18 protein-coding genes are annotated in these 15,620 nt (G+C 50.9%); 6 read left to right on the forward strand and 12 right to left on the reverse strand.

Annotation, left to right across the window (positions count from 1 at the left end; all coding sequences use genetic code 11):
• Nucleotides 1-84 precede the first annotated feature (84 nt).
• The gene (locus H9Q13_RS08210; protein WP_191183268.1) at nt 85-1,275 is read right to left on the reverse strand and encodes an aspartate aminotransferase family protein; all 1,191 of its coding nucleotides are present in this window, start codon (nt 1,273-1,275) and stop codon (nt 85-87) included.
• A gap of 244 nt (nt 1,276-1,519) precedes the next feature.
• Here H9Q13_RS08210 and H9Q13_RS08215 point away from each other — a divergent pair, with 244 nt between their 5' ends.
• Nucleotides 1,520-1,696, forward strand: a complete 177-nt coding sequence (locus H9Q13_RS08215) for a hypothetical protein (protein WP_191183269.1) — start codon at nt 1,520-1,522, stop codon at nt 1,694-1,696.
• A gap of 64 nt (nt 1,697-1,760) precedes the next feature.
• On the opposite strand, the gene H9Q13_RS08220 is transcribed toward H9Q13_RS08215, so the two are convergent.
• Nucleotides 1,761-2,762, reverse strand: coding sequence for an MBL fold metallo-hydrolase (locus H9Q13_RS08220; protein ID WP_224744149.1), 1,002 nt, complete (start codon nt 2,760-2,762; stop codon nt 1,761-1,763).
• Nucleotides 2,763-3,133: 371 nt separating this feature from the next.
• Here H9Q13_RS08220 and H9Q13_RS08225 point away from each other — a divergent pair, with 371 nt between their 5' ends.
• The 3 genes from H9Q13_RS08225 to pepE all read left to right on the forward strand — a co-directional run bounded on the left by H9Q13_RS08225 (nt 3,134) and on the right by pepE (nt 4,587).
• The gene (locus tag H9Q13_RS08225; protein WP_224744150.1) at nt 3,134-3,364 is read left to right on the forward strand and encodes a hypothetical protein; all 231 of its coding nucleotides are present in this window, start codon (nt 3,134-3,136) and stop codon (nt 3,362-3,364) included.
• A 95-nt stretch (nt 3,365-3,459) separates the two neighbouring features.
• Nucleotides 3,460-3,708: a hypothetical protein gene (locus H9Q13_RS08230; RefSeq protein WP_191183272.1), complete on the forward strand. Its 249-nt coding sequence runs from the start codon at nt 3,460-3,462 to the stop codon at nt 3,706-3,708.
• Between the two features lie 144 nt (nt 3,709-3,852).
• Nucleotides 3,853-4,587, forward strand: coding sequence for a dipeptidase PepE (gene pepE, locus H9Q13_RS08235; RefSeq protein ID WP_191183273.1), 735 nt, complete (start codon nt 3,853-3,855; stop codon nt 4,585-4,587).
• Nucleotides 4,588-4,694: 107 nt separating this feature from the next.
• Here pepE and H9Q13_RS08240 read toward each other — a convergent pair whose 3' ends face one another.
• From H9Q13_RS08240 to H9Q13_RS08275, 8 genes are all read right to left on the reverse strand, one after another.
• Entirely contained in the window at nt 4,695-5,144 is a 450-nt protein-coding gene (locus tag H9Q13_RS08240; protein WP_224744151.1) for a hypothetical protein, read from the reverse strand.
• A gap of 7 nt (nt 5,145-5,151) precedes the next feature.
• Nucleotides 5,152-5,595, reverse strand: coding sequence for a hypothetical protein (locus tag H9Q13_RS08245; protein WP_224744152.1), 444 nt, complete (start codon nt 5,593-5,595; stop codon nt 5,152-5,154).
• Between the two features lie 33 nt (nt 5,596-5,628).
• Nucleotides 5,629-6,168: an RNA polymerase sigma factor gene (locus H9Q13_RS08250; protein WP_191183274.1), complete on the reverse strand. Its 540-nt coding sequence runs from the start codon at nt 6,166-6,168 to the stop codon at nt 5,629-5,631.
• A 123-nt stretch (nt 6,169-6,291) separates the two neighbouring features.
• On the reverse strand, nt 6,292-7,245 hold the full coding sequence (locus H9Q13_RS08255; protein ID WP_191183275.1) for a transketolase family protein: 954 nt from the start codon (nt 7,243-7,245) through the stop codon (nt 6,292-6,294).
• Between the two features lie 16 nt (nt 7,246-7,261).
• Complete coding sequence (locus H9Q13_RS08260) at nt 7,262-8,122, reverse strand: transketolase (RefSeq protein WP_191183276.1); 861 nt, start codon at nt 8,120-8,122, stop codon at nt 7,262-7,264.
• A gap of 291 nt (nt 8,123-8,413) precedes the next feature.
• A complete protein-coding gene (gene bcp / locus H9Q13_RS08265) occupies nt 8,414-8,866 on the reverse strand; it encodes a thioredoxin-dependent thiol peroxidase (RefSeq protein WP_191183277.1) in 453 nt (150 codons plus the stop codon).
• Between the two features lie 29 nt (nt 8,867-8,895).
• The gene (locus H9Q13_RS08270) at nt 8,896-10,788 is read right to left on the reverse strand and encodes a M23 family metallopeptidase (protein WP_191183278.1); all 1,893 of its coding nucleotides are present in this window, start codon (nt 10,786-10,788) and stop codon (nt 8,896-8,898) included.
• On the reverse strand, nt 10,775-11,386 hold the full coding sequence (locus tag H9Q13_RS08275; protein ID WP_191183279.1) for a fumarylacetoacetate hydrolase family protein: 612 nt from the start codon (nt 11,384-11,386) through the stop codon (nt 10,775-10,777). The genes H9Q13_RS08270 and H9Q13_RS08275 overlap by 14 nt, the downstream gene beginning before the upstream one ends.
• A 383-nt stretch (nt 11,387-11,769) precedes the next feature.
• Here H9Q13_RS08275 and H9Q13_RS08280 point away from each other — a divergent pair, with 383 nt between their 5' ends.
• Nucleotides 11,770-12,564 carry a M48 family metallopeptidase gene (locus H9Q13_RS08280; protein ID WP_191183280.1) on the forward strand — a complete coding sequence of 265 codons (795 nt, stop codon included), beginning with the start codon at nt 11,770-11,772 and terminating at the stop codon, nt 12,562-12,564.
• Nucleotides 12,565-12,585: 21 nt separating this feature from the next.
• On the forward strand, nt 12,586-13,197 hold the full coding sequence (locus tag H9Q13_RS08285; RefSeq protein ID WP_191183281.1) for a hypothetical protein: 612 nt from the start codon (nt 12,586-12,588) through the stop codon (nt 13,195-13,197).
• A 103-nt stretch (nt 13,198-13,300) separates the two neighbouring features.
• Here the strand turns inward: H9Q13_RS08285 and H9Q13_RS08290 are convergent, their stop codons facing one another.
• The gene (locus H9Q13_RS08290) at nt 13,301-14,113 is read right to left on the reverse strand and encodes a 3'-5' exonuclease (protein ID WP_191183282.1); all 813 of its coding nucleotides are present in this window, start codon (nt 14,111-14,113) and stop codon (nt 13,301-13,303) included.
• Between the two features lie 11 nt (nt 14,114-14,124).
• On the reverse strand, nt 14,125-15,504 hold the full coding sequence (locus tag H9Q13_RS08295) for a UDP-N-acetylmuramate--L-alanine ligase (protein ID WP_191183283.1): 1,380 nt from the start codon (nt 15,502-15,504) through the stop codon (nt 14,125-14,127).
• Nucleotides 15,505-15,620: the final 116 nt, after the last annotated feature.

Consider the following 15,620-nt stretch of genomic DNA (forward strand, 5'->3'; position numbering starts at 1 on the left):
TCTGTTGCGGGGCTCAATAGTGGCGGTTAGCCTAAGCCTCTCTGCTGCGGCTTGCCACCGCGACAGGGATGGCGCAGCAAAAACCTAGGCCAGCGCCTCGTCAATGGAGGTCAGGATGATGCGGCAGGCCTCCCTTATCTGCTCCTCGGTGATGGTAAGCGGCGGGGCGATGCGCATGGAGTTGTCGCAGAACAGGAACCAGTCGGTCAGCACCCCATTGCGAATCGCCTGGTCAATGACGGCCTTCAGCACCTCAAACGACTCAAACTCCGCCGCCATCATGAGGCCTTGGTTGCGTATACCTTTGATGCGTGGGTGCACAAGCAGTTCCCGGAACAATGCGGCTTTCTGAACTACACTCTCCAATAGGTTCTCTTCGTAAATGGTTTGCAAGGTGGCCAGGGAAGCGGCACAGGAAACCGGGTGTCCGCCGAAGGTGGTCAGGTGACCCAGAATCGGATCGTTCTTGAACACCGCCATGATCTCCTGAGGCGCAACGAATGCACCAATAGGCATACCCCCGCCCATACCTTTGGCGCATAGCAGAATATCGGGTTCGATGCCAAATTGCTCAAACGCCCAGAAGGAGCCCGTGCGCCCGAAGCCAGTCTGTATCTCATCGAGAATGAGCAGAGCACCTACTTCGGTACAGCGGGCACGGAGCTGTTGCATATAGCTTATCTCCGGTACACGAACACCCGCCTCGCCTTGCACTGTTTCGATGATGATAGCGGCCGTGCGGCTTGTAATTTGTTCCAGGTCAGGTATAGCGCCATGGCTGATGATGCGGACATCCGGCAACAACGGACGGAAAGCGTTTTTGAAGTTCTCGCTTCCATTCACGGAAAGGGCCCCTTGTGTGGAGCCGTGGTACGCATTGCGGCAGGACACGAACTCGGTGCGCCCGGTATAGCGTTTGGCCAGTTTCATGGCGCCCTCCACTGCCTCGGTGCCGGAGTTGAGCAGGTATACGTTGTTGAGCCGGGGAGGCAGCGTGCTGCAAAGCGCCTGCGCCAACTGTACCTGCGGACCCTGCACAAACTCACCGTACACCATCAGGTGCATGTAGCGGTCCAGTTGGTCGTGTATGGCACGCAGCACCTTGGGGTGCCGATGGCCCACGTTGCTCACGCCTATACCTGAAATCAGGTCGATGTAGCGGTGGCCGTCGCTGCCGTACATGTAAATGCCTTCTGCCTTTTCCACTTCTATCATGAGCGGAAAGTCTGATGTCTGTGCCTGGTGCTGCAGGAAAAGTTGCCTCAATGATACCATGCCGCAAAGTTAGGTAATTTTAGGGCTATCGCATCATAGCGCTCATGCTACCTGCCTCTAACAATAGCGGCGCCGTGGACAAGCCAATGCCTTATCCTGCTGATGTCGTTCCTTGCCATTCCTTCAGCGGCGCCCCCTTTTTCAGTGCCGTTTTTTTTGTTCCTCGTTTCGTCTGCTCCGTAAAAAGAGAGAAGCCAGTCATCAGGCTGGCCAGTCATGTTTAACTTAAAAGAAGGAGGACATTATGCCACAAGGAGATAAATCATCATACACCGATAAGCAGAAGCGCCAGGCTGAGCACATCGAAAAAAGCTATGAAAAGAAAGGCGTCAGCCACGACGAGGCTGAAAAGCGTGCGTGGGCTACTGTAAATAAACAAGACGGAGGCGGCAAAAAAAGCGGCTCTGGAAGAGGGAAATAACTAACCCTGTAATCACACCAGGTATGGGGCAGAGGCCGGAACAGCTGTTTCCGGCCTCTGCCTTTTACGGGTAGTTATTCGTGTGCGCGTGTGGGTCGTCCTCTTCCAGAGTGGCAGGTACGGTAGGGGGTATACCTGGCAAGGGCCTGTTATGAGAAAAAGGTCGGTTGAGACCTCTTGCTCTGTTCTTCTTATGTTCATTGTTGTGTTTGGCGTACGCTGCCAGAGCAACACCAGCCAGGGCCACTACTCCCGCTGCCGCCAATACCTTCGGTATGGTATTGTCTGTTGCCGGGGGTACTGAAACGACGCCTTGCTCATCCGCAATAGCAGGTTGGTGCGCGTACCGTCCATGGCTAGGCACTGCCACTGTCCAGAAGTCCCTAACCAGGTTTTCGAGCTGCTGCAGAAGCTCTTGCCCTTTCATGGGCAGCCCATGCCCGGTGGCAGCCACATTTGGGTTTAGTTCCAGCAGCTTTTCTACTGAGTGACGGGCAGCGCCCCAATCCGATGTGTAATACTTGGGTGGGCCATGCACTTCCCGTTTTTGGCTCATCACCGCTAACAGCGACTCGCCGTGCCTGGTTACGAAAGCATCCCCGGCCAGCAGTACACGGTCGCTCTCCCGGAAGAAAGACACGTGCCCCGCTGAATGCCCGGGCGTGTGTACCCAGTGCCAATCGGGTAGCCCGGGAACAGTGCCATCTGTGGGCAGCAATTCGATGTAGTTTGGGATATTGATCGGTTTTTTCGGGTATAGGAAAGACATGTAGGCCATGGCACCACCGCCCACGCTGGGGTCGGGTGGCGGGTAGGAGGACATGCCCGTCAGGTAGGGGAGTTCAAGCGGGTGCGCGTATACTGGCACGTCCCATTCCTCCGCGAGTTCTTTTACGCTTCCAACATGGTCGAAGTGGCCGTGGGTGAGCAGGATGGCACGCGGCCTGGTGTGCCCGAACAAACTTTGGGCAACTTTCCGGATCTTGTCGGTGCTGCCATAAAGGCCGGTGTCCACCAGAACCCAGGAGCCATCGGGTGCGCTGACAAAATAAAGGTTGACAAGCATAGTTTTTAGGCCCCATACGCCCGGTGCAACCGGAAAGACCTGTTTGTTCTCATGGTGGGAAGTTGGGAGAGGAGAATTCATAGGCACGTCGCAAATTTTCGTTTCTCAATAAAGGAATAAGGCAGAATACCTTAGTACGGGCATAGGTCCTTTGTGGCTGCCAAATATGCAGTCAAAAAGGAAAAATTGTATTGCGGTTAGATGGAAATGAAGAATGCTGATTTAGCAAAACAAAGGCACGTTATTTGTGTTTTGAAATGTAGCACCACTTGAAAAATTAATAAAGCAGGTGTTTCCTGATTGTCAGGAATTAATTATCTTTCTGAAATTGTTACAGACTCATGGTAAATCTATTTGTTCCCCCCAGCTATATGGCAGTCTACGCGAAATGCGTGGATGCGTCGATGCCTGCTTTCGAACCGGAAGAGTGGATAGAGGAAGGTAAAGTATACTCCGTCAAGCATTTCACTGAGCCCCTTAACCAAGGTGACGGTTTTGCTGTCACGATCATTGATGAAGACGGAGTAGAGATTCATCCATCTTCTTCGCACTGGAGCTTTGCCTCCACCAGGTTCGAATTGTATACGTTACATCTGAACTAATATCAAATCGCGTGATATTTTCGTTAAATCAAAAGGCTGCCCCGGCAGCCTTTTTTCTTAGCCATTTTTGCCAAAGGATTTACGATTAGCCTATCATGTTTACTTTAGCTGAGTTTAACAACCTCTCGCCCCGCCAGCAGGCCGGGCTAGTACTGGAGCAGGGGCGTTACCTGCATCATATTGTCAGAGGTTGGTGTAAGATCGACCTGTATTGGTTTCAGAACTTCTATGTGGAGATCTGGTTTCTGTACGACCTCAAAACCATCGGCCTGGTGCGTGTGCTCACCAACAAAGCTTCGCTCGATCCCTACCTCGCCACTATTAAACTGAAAGTGCATACCTGAGAAACCTTTGCGAAAGTCTGATTAATGTCAGGTTTTTATCCCAGTTGAGATCTGAACTATATGACATGACCATATTGCAGTTGGGCATTAGTTTATACCTTTGCGGAAGTAAAAATCAAGGGCCATTCACCATCAGAATATAGCATGAAGAAAGAACAACCGAAGAAAGAGCTACTGCTGATCAGTACCTCCACTACGCATGGAACAGGCTACCTGGAACATTGCGAAGATGAGATCAAAGCGCTGCTCCAGGATCGCAAATCGGTCTTATTTATACCTTATGCCAGACCGGGAGGCATATCGCATACCGACTATACCGCCAAGGCAAAGGAGGCGTTTGAGCGTATGGGCATCACACTGACAGGTATACACGAAGCAGACAACCCTGTAGAAGCCGTGGAGCAGGCCGAGGCTGTGTTTACGGGTGGTGGCAATACTTTTCTCCTGTTGCGGCAGCTTTACGCCAAGAAACTACTAGAACCTCTGCAGAAAAAGGTAGAGAAAGGAATGCCTTACATCGGAACAAGCGCTGGCACCAACATAGCTGGCAAGACCATTGGCACGACCAACGACATGCCGATCGTTTTCCCAAAGTCGTTTGATGCGCTGCAGCTGGTGCCTTTCAACCTGAACCCGCACTACCTGGACCCAGATCCGAACTCCACACACATGGGGGAAACCCGCGAGACGCGCATTCAGGAATTTCATGTGCATAACAGCCAGCCGGTGGTAGGTTTGCGAGAAGGCAGTATGCTGCGCGTGAAAGGGGAGAAGATGACCCTCCTAGGACACCTCTCTGCCAGAGTGTTCCTGCAAGGGCAGAAGCCTATGGAGTTTAAGCCCGGCGATGATATCAACTTCCTGATGGAAGCCTACTAAACAACAAGGCCCCTCTTACTTGGGTAGGAGGGGCCTTGTTACAGAAAAAAGCACCACAAAATGCAGTGCCTTTTTTCTGTTCTCACTATAATTATTTATTCACAAAACTATTGTGCTTTATTGGCGTCAAGCTTTTTCAGCAGCAGTTTGGTGAACTCGCGTTCGCTGCGGTATAGCTTGATGATTTGGTTGGATGTAATGACTCGCTGGTAGCGGGACACATATTCCTTCTCCAACTCAAGTTCTCTTTCGCGGGTATTGAACATGCCGTCTAGACGGGCCTTGGCCTCCTGCTCGCTTAACTGGTCTACATCCTCCCGGTAACCGCTTCTGTAAGATTTAACCAGCTCGCGGCGCTTGTTCTCATACTCGTTGTAAATGGGCCAGAACTTTTGCGATTGCTCCGTGGTCAATCCCATTTTGTCAGTCAGGAAGGCTACTTTGGCAGCTTCTACGTTTTCCCTTCTGTCCTGGGAGCGGCCGCTCTGGGCCAGGGTTTGGGTGCCGCTCAGGGTTAAAGCGCAAAGGAAGATAAAAATAAGGGTGTGTCGTGTCATGGGTGGTTTAATAGTCAATCGTATTCAGTTGGTAGTATTCTAGTTCCTCTTCGGCAGCCTTCGAGCTTACGTTCAGAAACTCTGCTGTCATCTCCTGATCTGACAGGGAGGTGAGCTCAGCCAGGTCAGTGCTTTCGAGTACGGCGTAGGTGCTCAGGTAATCCACTATATCGGTGTCAGTGACAGTAGCCAGGTTGACCACCTGCTGCTCCGGTTGATCTTTAAGTTGAGTGAAGTACACTACCCCCACCACCAGCAAAAGCACCAACGGGGCCAGCGCCAGGCGCAATGGTTTTAAGGCTGCGACGTACCAGGGGGCCGGGGTATAACCCGCGCCGGCGGTGCGCTCCATGATCTGCATAGGCAAACGGTCGAAGTACTTTTCGGGTACCTGGTAAACGTTGTGCCTGGGTATATCACTGAGCTTTATGTCCTTGTTTATTTTAGTCATACTATGAGTTAGATAGGGATTCGGGACTATAGTTTAATCCTGCTTAATAAATTCTTCGATTTTTTTCACGGCCAGGTGATACGAAGCCTTGAGTGCGCCTACCGAAGTGCCCAAAATGGCGGATATTTCCTCGTACTTCAGCTCGTCATAATACTTCATGTTGAAGACGAGCCTTTGCTTGTCAGGCAGGCGCAGGAGTGCTTTCTGCAACTTAAGCTGAATTTCATCACCACCGATATCGGGCGAGGAATCGATCTTCTCGGTGAGTTCTGCGGCAACATCGTTTAGGGGCAAAAAGAATTTCTTGCGCTTACTCGACAGAAAGGTTAGGCACTCGTTGGTGGCGATACGGTAGATCCAGGTATAAAGCTGCGCATCCTGCCTGAAATTTTCCAGGTTTTTCCATACCTTGATAAATACCTCCTGCGTGAGGTCATCGGCATCGTCGTGGTCGATCACCATCTTCCGGATATGCCAGTAAATCTTTTGCTGGTACTTCCGGATGAGCTGGTTAAAGGCCAGGTTGCGACTGTCAGGGTTTGCGAATTTCTCTAAGAGCTCTTTGTCTTCCACAGTTCAGGTATGGGGCGCTTGGGCCTGTCTGAATCTGCAATATAGCCCATAAAAATAAAAGAGGCTGCACTTTAACAGCACAGCCTCTTTTATTTTCTGAAAAACTGAAGTTTAACCTTCGTATTATTTTCTGCTTATAACACGCTCAGCAGCAGCCACAATATTGTCGGTGCTCAAGCCATATTTTTCCATCAGCTGGTCCGGTGTGCCAGACTCACCGAATGAGTCGTTCACGCCTATCATCTCAAGCGGAGTAGGCAGATTGCGACCCAACAGCTGTGCTACTGAATCACCTAAGCCACCGTTCAACTGGTGCTCTTCGGCGGTTACCACGCACTTGGTTTTGCCAACAGAAGCCAGAATAGCCTCGTCGTCAAGTGGCTTGATGGTGTGGATGTTGATGATCTCGGCGTTGATGCCTTTCTCGGCTAGTTTGTGACCCGCTTCAATGGCCTTCCATACTAAGTGACCGGTGGCCAGAATGGTTACATCGGTGCCTTCGTTCAGCATAACGGCTTTGCCGATCTCGAACTTCTGATCGGCAGGGGTGAAGTTAGGAACAGCCGGACGACCGAAACGCAGGTATACCGGGCCTTCGTGCTCGGCGATTGCGATGGTGGCGGCTTTGGTCTGGTTGAAGTCGCATGGGTTGATCACGGTCATGTGTGGCAACATTTTCATCATCCCCACATCTTCCAGAATCTGGTGCGTGGCACCGTCCTCACCCAAAGTCAAACCGGCATGCGATGCGCATATTTTCACGTTCTTGCCCGAGTAGGCGATCGACTGGCGGATCTGGTCGTATACGCGGCCCGTTGAGAAATTGGCGAAGGTACCTGTAAAGGGAATCTTACCCCCAATGGTCATACCGGCTGCCAGGCCCATCATATTGGCCTCGGCTATACCTACCTGAAAGAAACGCTCCGGAAACTCTTTCTCGAAAGCGTCCATCTTAAGTGAACCGGTCAGGTCAGCACAAAGGGCTACTACGTTCTCGTTGGTGCGGCCAAGCTCAAGCAGACCAGCGCCAAAGCCAGAACGGGTGTCTTTTTTTTCTGTATATTTAAACTCTTTCATTGCTGTGTGTTAATGCTTAGTAATCAGAAGCTTGCTGTACTGCTAGTTGCTGAAGTGCGATCTCCAGCTGCTCATCGTTTGGCGCTACGCCGTGCCACTTGTGCGAACCCATCATGAAATCCACGCCAAAACCCATCTCGGTGTCCATCAGGATCATCACAGGCTTGCCGTTGCCGGTTGCCCTCTTTGCGTCTTCCAAAGCAGGCAGCAGCAGCTCAAAGTTGTTGCCATCGGCCTCCAGTACGTGCCAGCCAAATGCTTCGAACTTGGCACGCAGATCACCCAGCGAAAGCACTTCTTCGGTGCCGCCGTCAATCTGCTGGTAGTTGCGGTCCACGGTCGCGATCAGGTTGTCCACTTTGTTGTGGGCAGCGTACATGGCCGCCTCCCATACCTGACCTTCGCCCAGTTCGCCGTCGCCCATCAGCACGTAAACCAGGTTGTTGTCCTTGTTCAGCTTCTTGGTCTGCGCAGCGCCTACGGCCACAGACAGGCCCTGGCCCAGCGAGCCGGAAGCCACACGAATGCCTTCAAGGCCTTCTTCGGTGGCCGGGTGGCCTTGCAGCCTGGAGTTGATCTTACGGAATGTCGCCAGTTCTTTTACCTCAAAGAAGCCAGCGCGAGCCAACACACTGTACCATACCGGAGAAATGTGTCCATTGGAAAGGAAGAAAAGGTCTTCGCCTTCGCCGTCCATGTTGAAAGGTGATGGCTTATAGTTCATCACGCGGAAGTACAGCGACACGAAATAATCTGTGCAGCCAAGCGAGCCGCCCGGGTGGCCGGAGTTTACCGCATGCACCATGCGCACGATGTCGCGGCGCACCTGGGCCGCAATCTCCTTAAGCTCCTCGATGCTTTTGTTGTGTGGATTCACGTTATTAAGAATGGTTAAGTTGTTGATTGTTAATTCTTTGATTGCTGAATTGTGGATGGTTAAATTGTTGATCTGAGGCAATAATTTAACCATCAATTTGCCTGGCACTAGCTTATTTATACCTGATAGTGCTTAGAAGGGATAAGGTTAATAATTCTATCCCCAGAAAGTCTATCATCTGAAGTCTAATATCTATCGTCTAAAATCTATCTTCTAAAAAAGTCCTGTGTCCTTTTTTAAACTCAAATATACAAAAAACGCAGCGGCCCGTGTGGACAGCTGCGTTCGCTTTTACTTTTTCAGGATCTGGGCGGCGTGGTCGGCAGTTTTCACTTTCGTGATGATGTCCTCCAGTATGCCGTTCTCGTCTATGACGAAGGTATAGCGCATGGTGCCCATATACTTGCGGCCGTACATCGATTTCTCTTGCCACACGCCGTATTGTTCTACCAGTTTTTTATCGTCGTCGGCAAGCAGCGTAAAGGGCAGTTCGTACTTGCTGATGAATTTCTGATGTGACTCCTCGCCGTCGATGCTCACGCCAATCACTTCGAAGCCTTCCTGTTGCAAGTGGCTGTAATTGTCGCGCAGGTTGCAGCTCTGGGCGGTGCAGCCGGAAGTGTCGTCTTTCGGGTAGAAATACAAGATCACTTTCTTGCCGCGGTAGTCACTCAGTTTTACCGTTTTGCCGTTTTGGTCTCTGGCCTCAAACTCCGGGGCCTTATCTCCGATTTTCAGTTCCATGTATTTGGTTGCGTGTGTCGTGGTACGAATTAAATTGTCGTAGTAAACTCCGCTTCGTTTCCGGCGTTGTCTTTTACCTTCAGGACTACTTTGCCCGACAAAGGTAGGCTTTTATCTAGTTTTTCGGAGTATATGGTCGCAGTTTTATGCTCATATTTCATCAGAAGCCATTTGCCGTTTACCTCGCAGCGAAAAGAATTGACACCGGAGAGGTCATCGCCGATTCTAAACTTAATCTGAGTAGGGCTTTTGCTTAGCAGCTTAATAGTCGGGGCTTTCACATCCTCCAGTACTTTGAACTTGCCCATACCGCGGGTGGAGAAAGTTATGCTATTGCCATCCCATACGCCGCCCAGCATGCCACGGCCTTTGCCCAGGCCCAAATAGTACACAGCGGCTTTGCTCTTGTCGGTCACCGGCGTGTTTGGCGTAATCGTTACCTTGATGGCTTTATGCAGGGGCGTGTAGTAATCGCCTATCGTATACACATCTCCCTCTTTACGGGTCTGCAGGTATAGCGTGTCGTACAGACTCTCTTTGTCGAAGCGTATGGCCAGGTCGCGGTTCGTGAAGCTGTACTCCTGGCCCGAAGGTATACTGGCCTGCAGGTTAAGGGGAGTAGAGGCACCACAATACTCCAGCGACGCCGGCAAACCACCGCGCAGGTCGTACAAGCTCACCGATGCCGTCCCTTTGGTATAGCTAGGCACCAGCATGAGTCTTTGGTTGTTCACCACCATCTCCACGTTGCGGGGCGTGGCCGATGTGTCGGAAGCGCTTACTTTCAGTACGTTTCCTATAATCTCGTAACTCAACTGAGGTTTGGCAGCCTTTCCATTCTGGTTGTTCGTGAAAACTGGTTTTTGCCCCTTTATCACAAATTGGAGGGTAGAGGCATTATTGTAGGTGTCTTTCGCCACCAGCCGCACCTGGTAAACAGAGTCAGTCTGCACGTTTAGCCTGCCCCGGTTCTGTGGTGCTGTGTAGAGCGGCAGGTCGTTGCCGTAATCCACATACGCTTTCTGGAATGTGCGGCCTGTCTGACGGTACACACTATAGTTCACATGTTGCGATACTTGTTTCGAAAGTTCGAACGGAACGCGGTCGATGTGATGGTTGTATACCTGCCTGTTGTTGACAAACACGGTGACTTCCTGCGTTCCGTTGCGATTTTGGGTATCGTCGTAACGGTCGATGGTCTGCAACTCAAACCCGATCAGGCCGTGGGCAAACACCGTGTCAGGCAAGGTATGGATGCCGTTTGTTTTCTTGGGCGTAAACTCCCTGCGTGCAAATTCCCCGTTGATGCGGGCATGGATGTTCAGCGGCTGTATACCGAGACCCAGCAAGTCTGGCGGGGTGGTGTCTATAATCTCCTTAAAGCCCCAGCGAAGCGGGTTGTACAGGCGGTCTTCTGAATCACGTATCTCGAAGTGCAAATGCGGACCTCCAGAGCCTCCTGTGTTGCCGGACAATGCGATGATTTGCCCTTTCTTAACCGGGAATAGGTTTTTCTCCGGGAACAGCTCCAGCTCGAAGGTTTCCTTCTCGTATTGTTTTTTCAGCACGTAGTCGGCCAAGGGGTCGTAGAAGGCCAGCAAGTGCGAGTAAGTGGTGGTGAGGCCGTTCGGGTGCGTTACATAAATGATGTTGCCATACCCGTAGGTCGACATCTTCACACGCGAGATATACCCGTCTGCCGCAGCGTAAACCGACAAACCCACGCGCTGGTCGGTCTTGATGTCGAGTCCGCCATGAAAGTGAGTAGAGCGGATCTCACCCATGGAGCCGGATAGGAAATTGCGCTGCCCCGGCTTGATGGGAAACATGAAATAGCCCTGTTCCGGCGCCGGTTGGGCAGCCAGTCCGAGGGTAGTGAAAACGTAAGCGAAAAGTAGCGCCAGGCGCTTATTTAATTTCAAAATCAAGTAGTTTTTTATTTTCAACATAGCCTTCCAACCTATCACCGATCTGCACCGTGCCTACTCCCTCAGGCGTACCTGTAAAGATGATATCGCCTTTCTTTAGGGTGATAAAACGGGAGATATACGCAATGATGTCGTCAAAAGTGTTCAGCATCATCTTAGAGTTGCCTTGCTGTCGGGTCTCGCCATTCACGTCCAGCTTAAAGTTAATGTTGTGCAAGTCCTCAAACTGGTCAAGGGGCAGAAACTCCGACACCGGCGCAGAACCGTTAAATCCTTTGGCCAGTGTCCACGGCAGTCCTTTTGCCTTGGCCTTAGCCTGCAGGTCGCGGGCCGTGAAGTCGATGCCCAGGCCGATGGCGTCGTAGTACTTGTGAGCGAACTTTTTGTCGATGTTCTTTCCTTCGCGGCTGACACGCAAAATCAGTTCCACCTCGTGGTGGATGTCCTGGCTGTATTCCGGGTAGTAAAAAGGCTCGTTGTTTTTCAGGATGGCCGTGTCAGGCTTGAAAAATATCACCGGCTCGTCCGGCACTTCATTATTCAGTTCGGCTATATGGTCGGCGTAATTGCGGCCGATGGCTACTATTTTCATAAAAGGTTAAGGGTGTTTTCATGATCGATCCTCAAAAATAGGCTTTCTGTTACTCTTGCGCAGAAAAAATTTGTAAAAAAGAGAGATTATCAGTTCAATTTTTTGAACTACCCGCTTGGCAACGTAGCAACTAAGCAGGCATTTATATTTTAACAAGAGAAGGCCCGCTTTATTGTGCCTGTAGGCCATACAACATTTTATATTATAGTGTTCGTATACCTATGCGGATAATCGAGGTGCTGGCATCGTGCCGCGCAAGGGCTTTGATTATCATTCAAAGTATAGTAATTTTATAATATCAAACGATCCATGCATACCTGGCTTTTAAAAATTGGTTCAAAATTTGAAACCACCTTTTTGAGAGTCACTAAAATTTAAAAACTATGTACAAGAAGTTAATCGCCTTTTCGATAGCGGTAGTCATGATGGTAGCCTGTACGACAGTGCCCATTACTGGCCGCAGACAGCTAAACCTTGTGTCAGACGCGCAAATGCAGCAAATGAGTTATGACGCCTACAACCAATTCCTGAAAGAGAATAAGATTTCGCGGGACGCACAGGCCACGGCCATGGTGAAACGCACTGGACAGCGTATTCAGCGCGCTGTGGAGCAGTACATGGCAGCTAACAACATGTCGGATCAGTTGCAGGGTTTCCAGTGGGAGCACAACCTGATTGAAGATGCCCAGGTGAACGCCTGGGCAATGGCCGGAGGTAAAACGGTTACCTACACAGGTATACTGCCCATTGCCCAGAACGAGACAGGCCTCGCCGTCGTGATGGGGCATGAGATTGCCCACGCCATTGCCAAGCACGGTAACGAACGCATGAGTCTCCAGCTGGCACAACAGTTTGGAGGGCAGACGCTGTCAGCCTTAGCGGGTACGCAGCCCGGCGTAGCGCAGCAGTTGCTGATGACAGCCTATGGTGTGAGCTCCGGACTTGGGGTTTTAAAGTATGGCCGTGACCAGGAAAGCGAAGCTGACCGCCTAGGGCTTATCTTTATGGCCATGGCAGGTTATGATCCTCAGGCTTCAATCGCATTTTGGGAACGCATGGAGGCCAAAGCTGGGGGCCAGTCCCCACCTGAGTTCCTGAGTACGCACCCAAGCGCCGGCACACGTCGAGCTAACCTGCAGAGATACATGCCGGAAGCGCTTCAGTATTACAAGAAATAATCCAACAAACCTGAATCCTACATGACTACATCCCCCTTTGCTATCAGCCGACACATAGTGCTGGCCTGCCTGCGACTGTCGCTGGCCCTGACATTGATCTTGCTCGTTGCTGCCGGCTGTACCCGCCGCGAGGCCTTCCCCGAGGAAAGTGAGGAAGAGCCACTGGATGCAGACGCAGGCCCAAAATACGATGGACAGTTGGTAGCGCAAGTGGTATTTGATAGCGTGGACTACATCGTGCCGAAGCAGGAACTGATGCAGCCTTTTATCAGGGAGTTTGGCAATGGCACGGTGGTAGATAGAGTCATGATCCGCAAAGTGCAGGATAACAAGGAGCTTCCGGCCTCCTACTATTTGGTAGGGTTAGGTATACGCAACGGATCGTTCCGGTCGATGGCCCTTGAACTGGATGTGGCGTCTGACAACAGCCTATACCTGAGCAGTCAATCGATGAAGCACATGTGCGAGGCCAACGCTGGCTGCGACTTCTGTTATTTCACTTTTGCCGATAACAAGATTGTAGGTTGCCAGTGCTCAGTCCGTGCTGCAGGGTATAACTGCACACATAAAGTGCAGCAAAGCAATACACTGTTACAGGGAGTGAGGCTGAACAGGAACAGACAGGATTTCTAAGCACAAGGACACACAGCCTAAGCTAAAAAGAGAGGGCTGCCAATTTTGGCAGCCCTCTCTTTTTAGCTTAGGTATAAGAACTTAGCTGATGTTGAACCCTGATTTAGGACACACTGCTCTGCATGTTACGAAGACGGATGCGAGTCAGGATTTTCTTAGTATACAGTGGGAAGTCACCCTTCATCATCCAGTCATAGTAGCTTGGTTCTTTGGTGAGGACATCTTCTACGGGTACATTCTTGTATTTACCGAAATTAAACACCTCTTGGCCGGCGTTGTTGTACACAATGCGTCCTGCCAGGTCAGCTGACTTCTCAAATGTGAATTTGTGCAGCTGGGCCATATCGTTCTGTATTGGTGTCTCCTCTATACCTTCCGCTACTTCTACCACGGTGTTTTCGTAGCGCTCAAGTTGCGCCTTCAGGATGTGGTAAGTCGCCACTGTGTCGGCCTCGGCGCTGTGGGCATTCTCGAGCGATTTGTCACAGTAGTATTTGTAGGCAGCAGAGAGTGTGCGCTTCTCCATCATATGGAATATGCGGCAGGCGTCCACTATGTTGCGGTTATCAATGTCGAAATCTATCCCTACCCGTAGAAACTCCTCGGCCAGCAAAGGGATGTCGAAACGCACCAGGTTATAACCACCCAGGTCACAGCCTTCCATGAACTGGTGCAGGTTGCGAGCTATTTGGTTAAAAGTAGGGCTATCCTTTACGTCCTCATCATAAATTTTATGGATCAGGCTCGACTCCAGCGGGATTGGGATGGTCGGGTTGATTCGGCGCGTTTTTAGGATTTCCTCCCCGTCAGGCTTTACCTTCAACACGCTGATCTCCACAATGCGATCTTTGCAGATATCAGTACCGGTTGTTTCGAGGTCAAAGAAAACGATGGGGCGCTTCAGATTCAATTTCATATAGGTATGGTTTACAGAACCGCCTTCTTCAGCGTCTCCAGGTCAATGTTTTCGTAAGTGCCTGAGCTCATCAGCAGCAGGTTTGCATTTTGCCAGTTCATGTCTACCAGGTGCTGCTGTAAGGCGGCAGAGTCGGTAAAGACCTGCAGGTGCGGGTTTTGAAAAGCTGCTTTCAAATCCTCGGCCGTCAGCATTTCCATGCGTTTGTTGGCAATGGTTTTCGGGCTGAAGAACACAATAGGCAGGTCGGCACTGTCCAGCGCACCGGCATATTGTGGCAGGAAGCTTTTATTGAGGCTGCTAAAGGTATGGAGCTCCACACAGGCTACCAGCTTGCGTTGCGGGTATTGGGCTTTTACTGCCTCTGTAGTGGCCTTTACTTTTGATGGCGCATGGGCAAAGTCGCGGAAAATAACGGTACTGTCGCTTTCACCGAGTCGCTCCAATCGCTTGGCTGCTCCTTTAAAAGTTTTGAGTGCCTCATAGAAATCATGCGCCTTGACACCCAGCTTTTTACACACCTCTTTGGCAGCGCTGATGTTGCGCAGGTTGTGTTCCCCGAACAGCTGTATCTCCACATCGCCCTCTTTTTTGGTGTGCAGGATGGTCTTGCCGTTTCGGATACTATGCGGATGCACGGTATAGCCGATGTAGTTGATGTCAGCCGGATTGCGTGGTACGGCGACCAACTGCACCTGTTCATCATCCTGGTTGAAAATGAGTGCGCCAGCTTTGGGCGTCAATTCAGCAAATATGCGGAACTGCTCACGGTATAGCTCCGGTGTCGGGAATACGTTGATGTGGTCCCAGCTGATACCGCTGATCACCCCGATGTGGTGGTGATAAAGGTGGAATTTCGGAATGCGTTTGATAGGGTCGGAGAGGTATTCGTCTCCTTCGATGATAATGATTGGCGCCTCCTCTGTAAGTTTAACCATGCGGTCAAAGCCTTCGAGCTGTGCCCCAACGGCGTAGTCGAACAGACGGCCACCATGCTGCAGTACGTGCATGATGATGGATGTGATAGAGGTTTTGCCATGGCTACCCCCAATCACGATGCGCTGCTTGTTTTTGCTGAGTTCGTAAATGAACTCTGGAAACGAGTAAACAGGTATAGCCAGTTCGTGCGCACGCTGCAACTCGGGGTTATCCGGTCGGGCGTGCATGCCCAGTATCACCGCATCAGGTCTGTCGTCCAGTTTTTCAGGAAACCAACCCTCCTCAGCTGGCAGTATACCTGCAGCTGCTAATCGGCTTTTGGCCGGCTCATAGATTTCATCGTCCGAACCAGTCACTTTTATACCCTGGTCATGCAAGGCCAGGGCCAGGTTGTGCATGATGCTGCCACCCAATGCAATCAGGTGGATACGTTTGAATTCCGTTCTCTCCATATTCCGTGCTATCCATTTAGCGAACCGACAAATTTATCATTCCTTCATTAAATGTAAATAGCTATACGCTAATATGTGGATATCTTCCGTAATTTGTGGATTACTTGGGCGGCTTA

This window comes from Pontibacter aquaedesilientis, from assembly GCF_014773225.1.
Classification (GTDB): domain Bacteria; phylum Bacteroidota; class Bacteroidia; order Cytophagales; family Hymenobacteraceae; genus Pontibacter; species Pontibacter aquaedesilientis.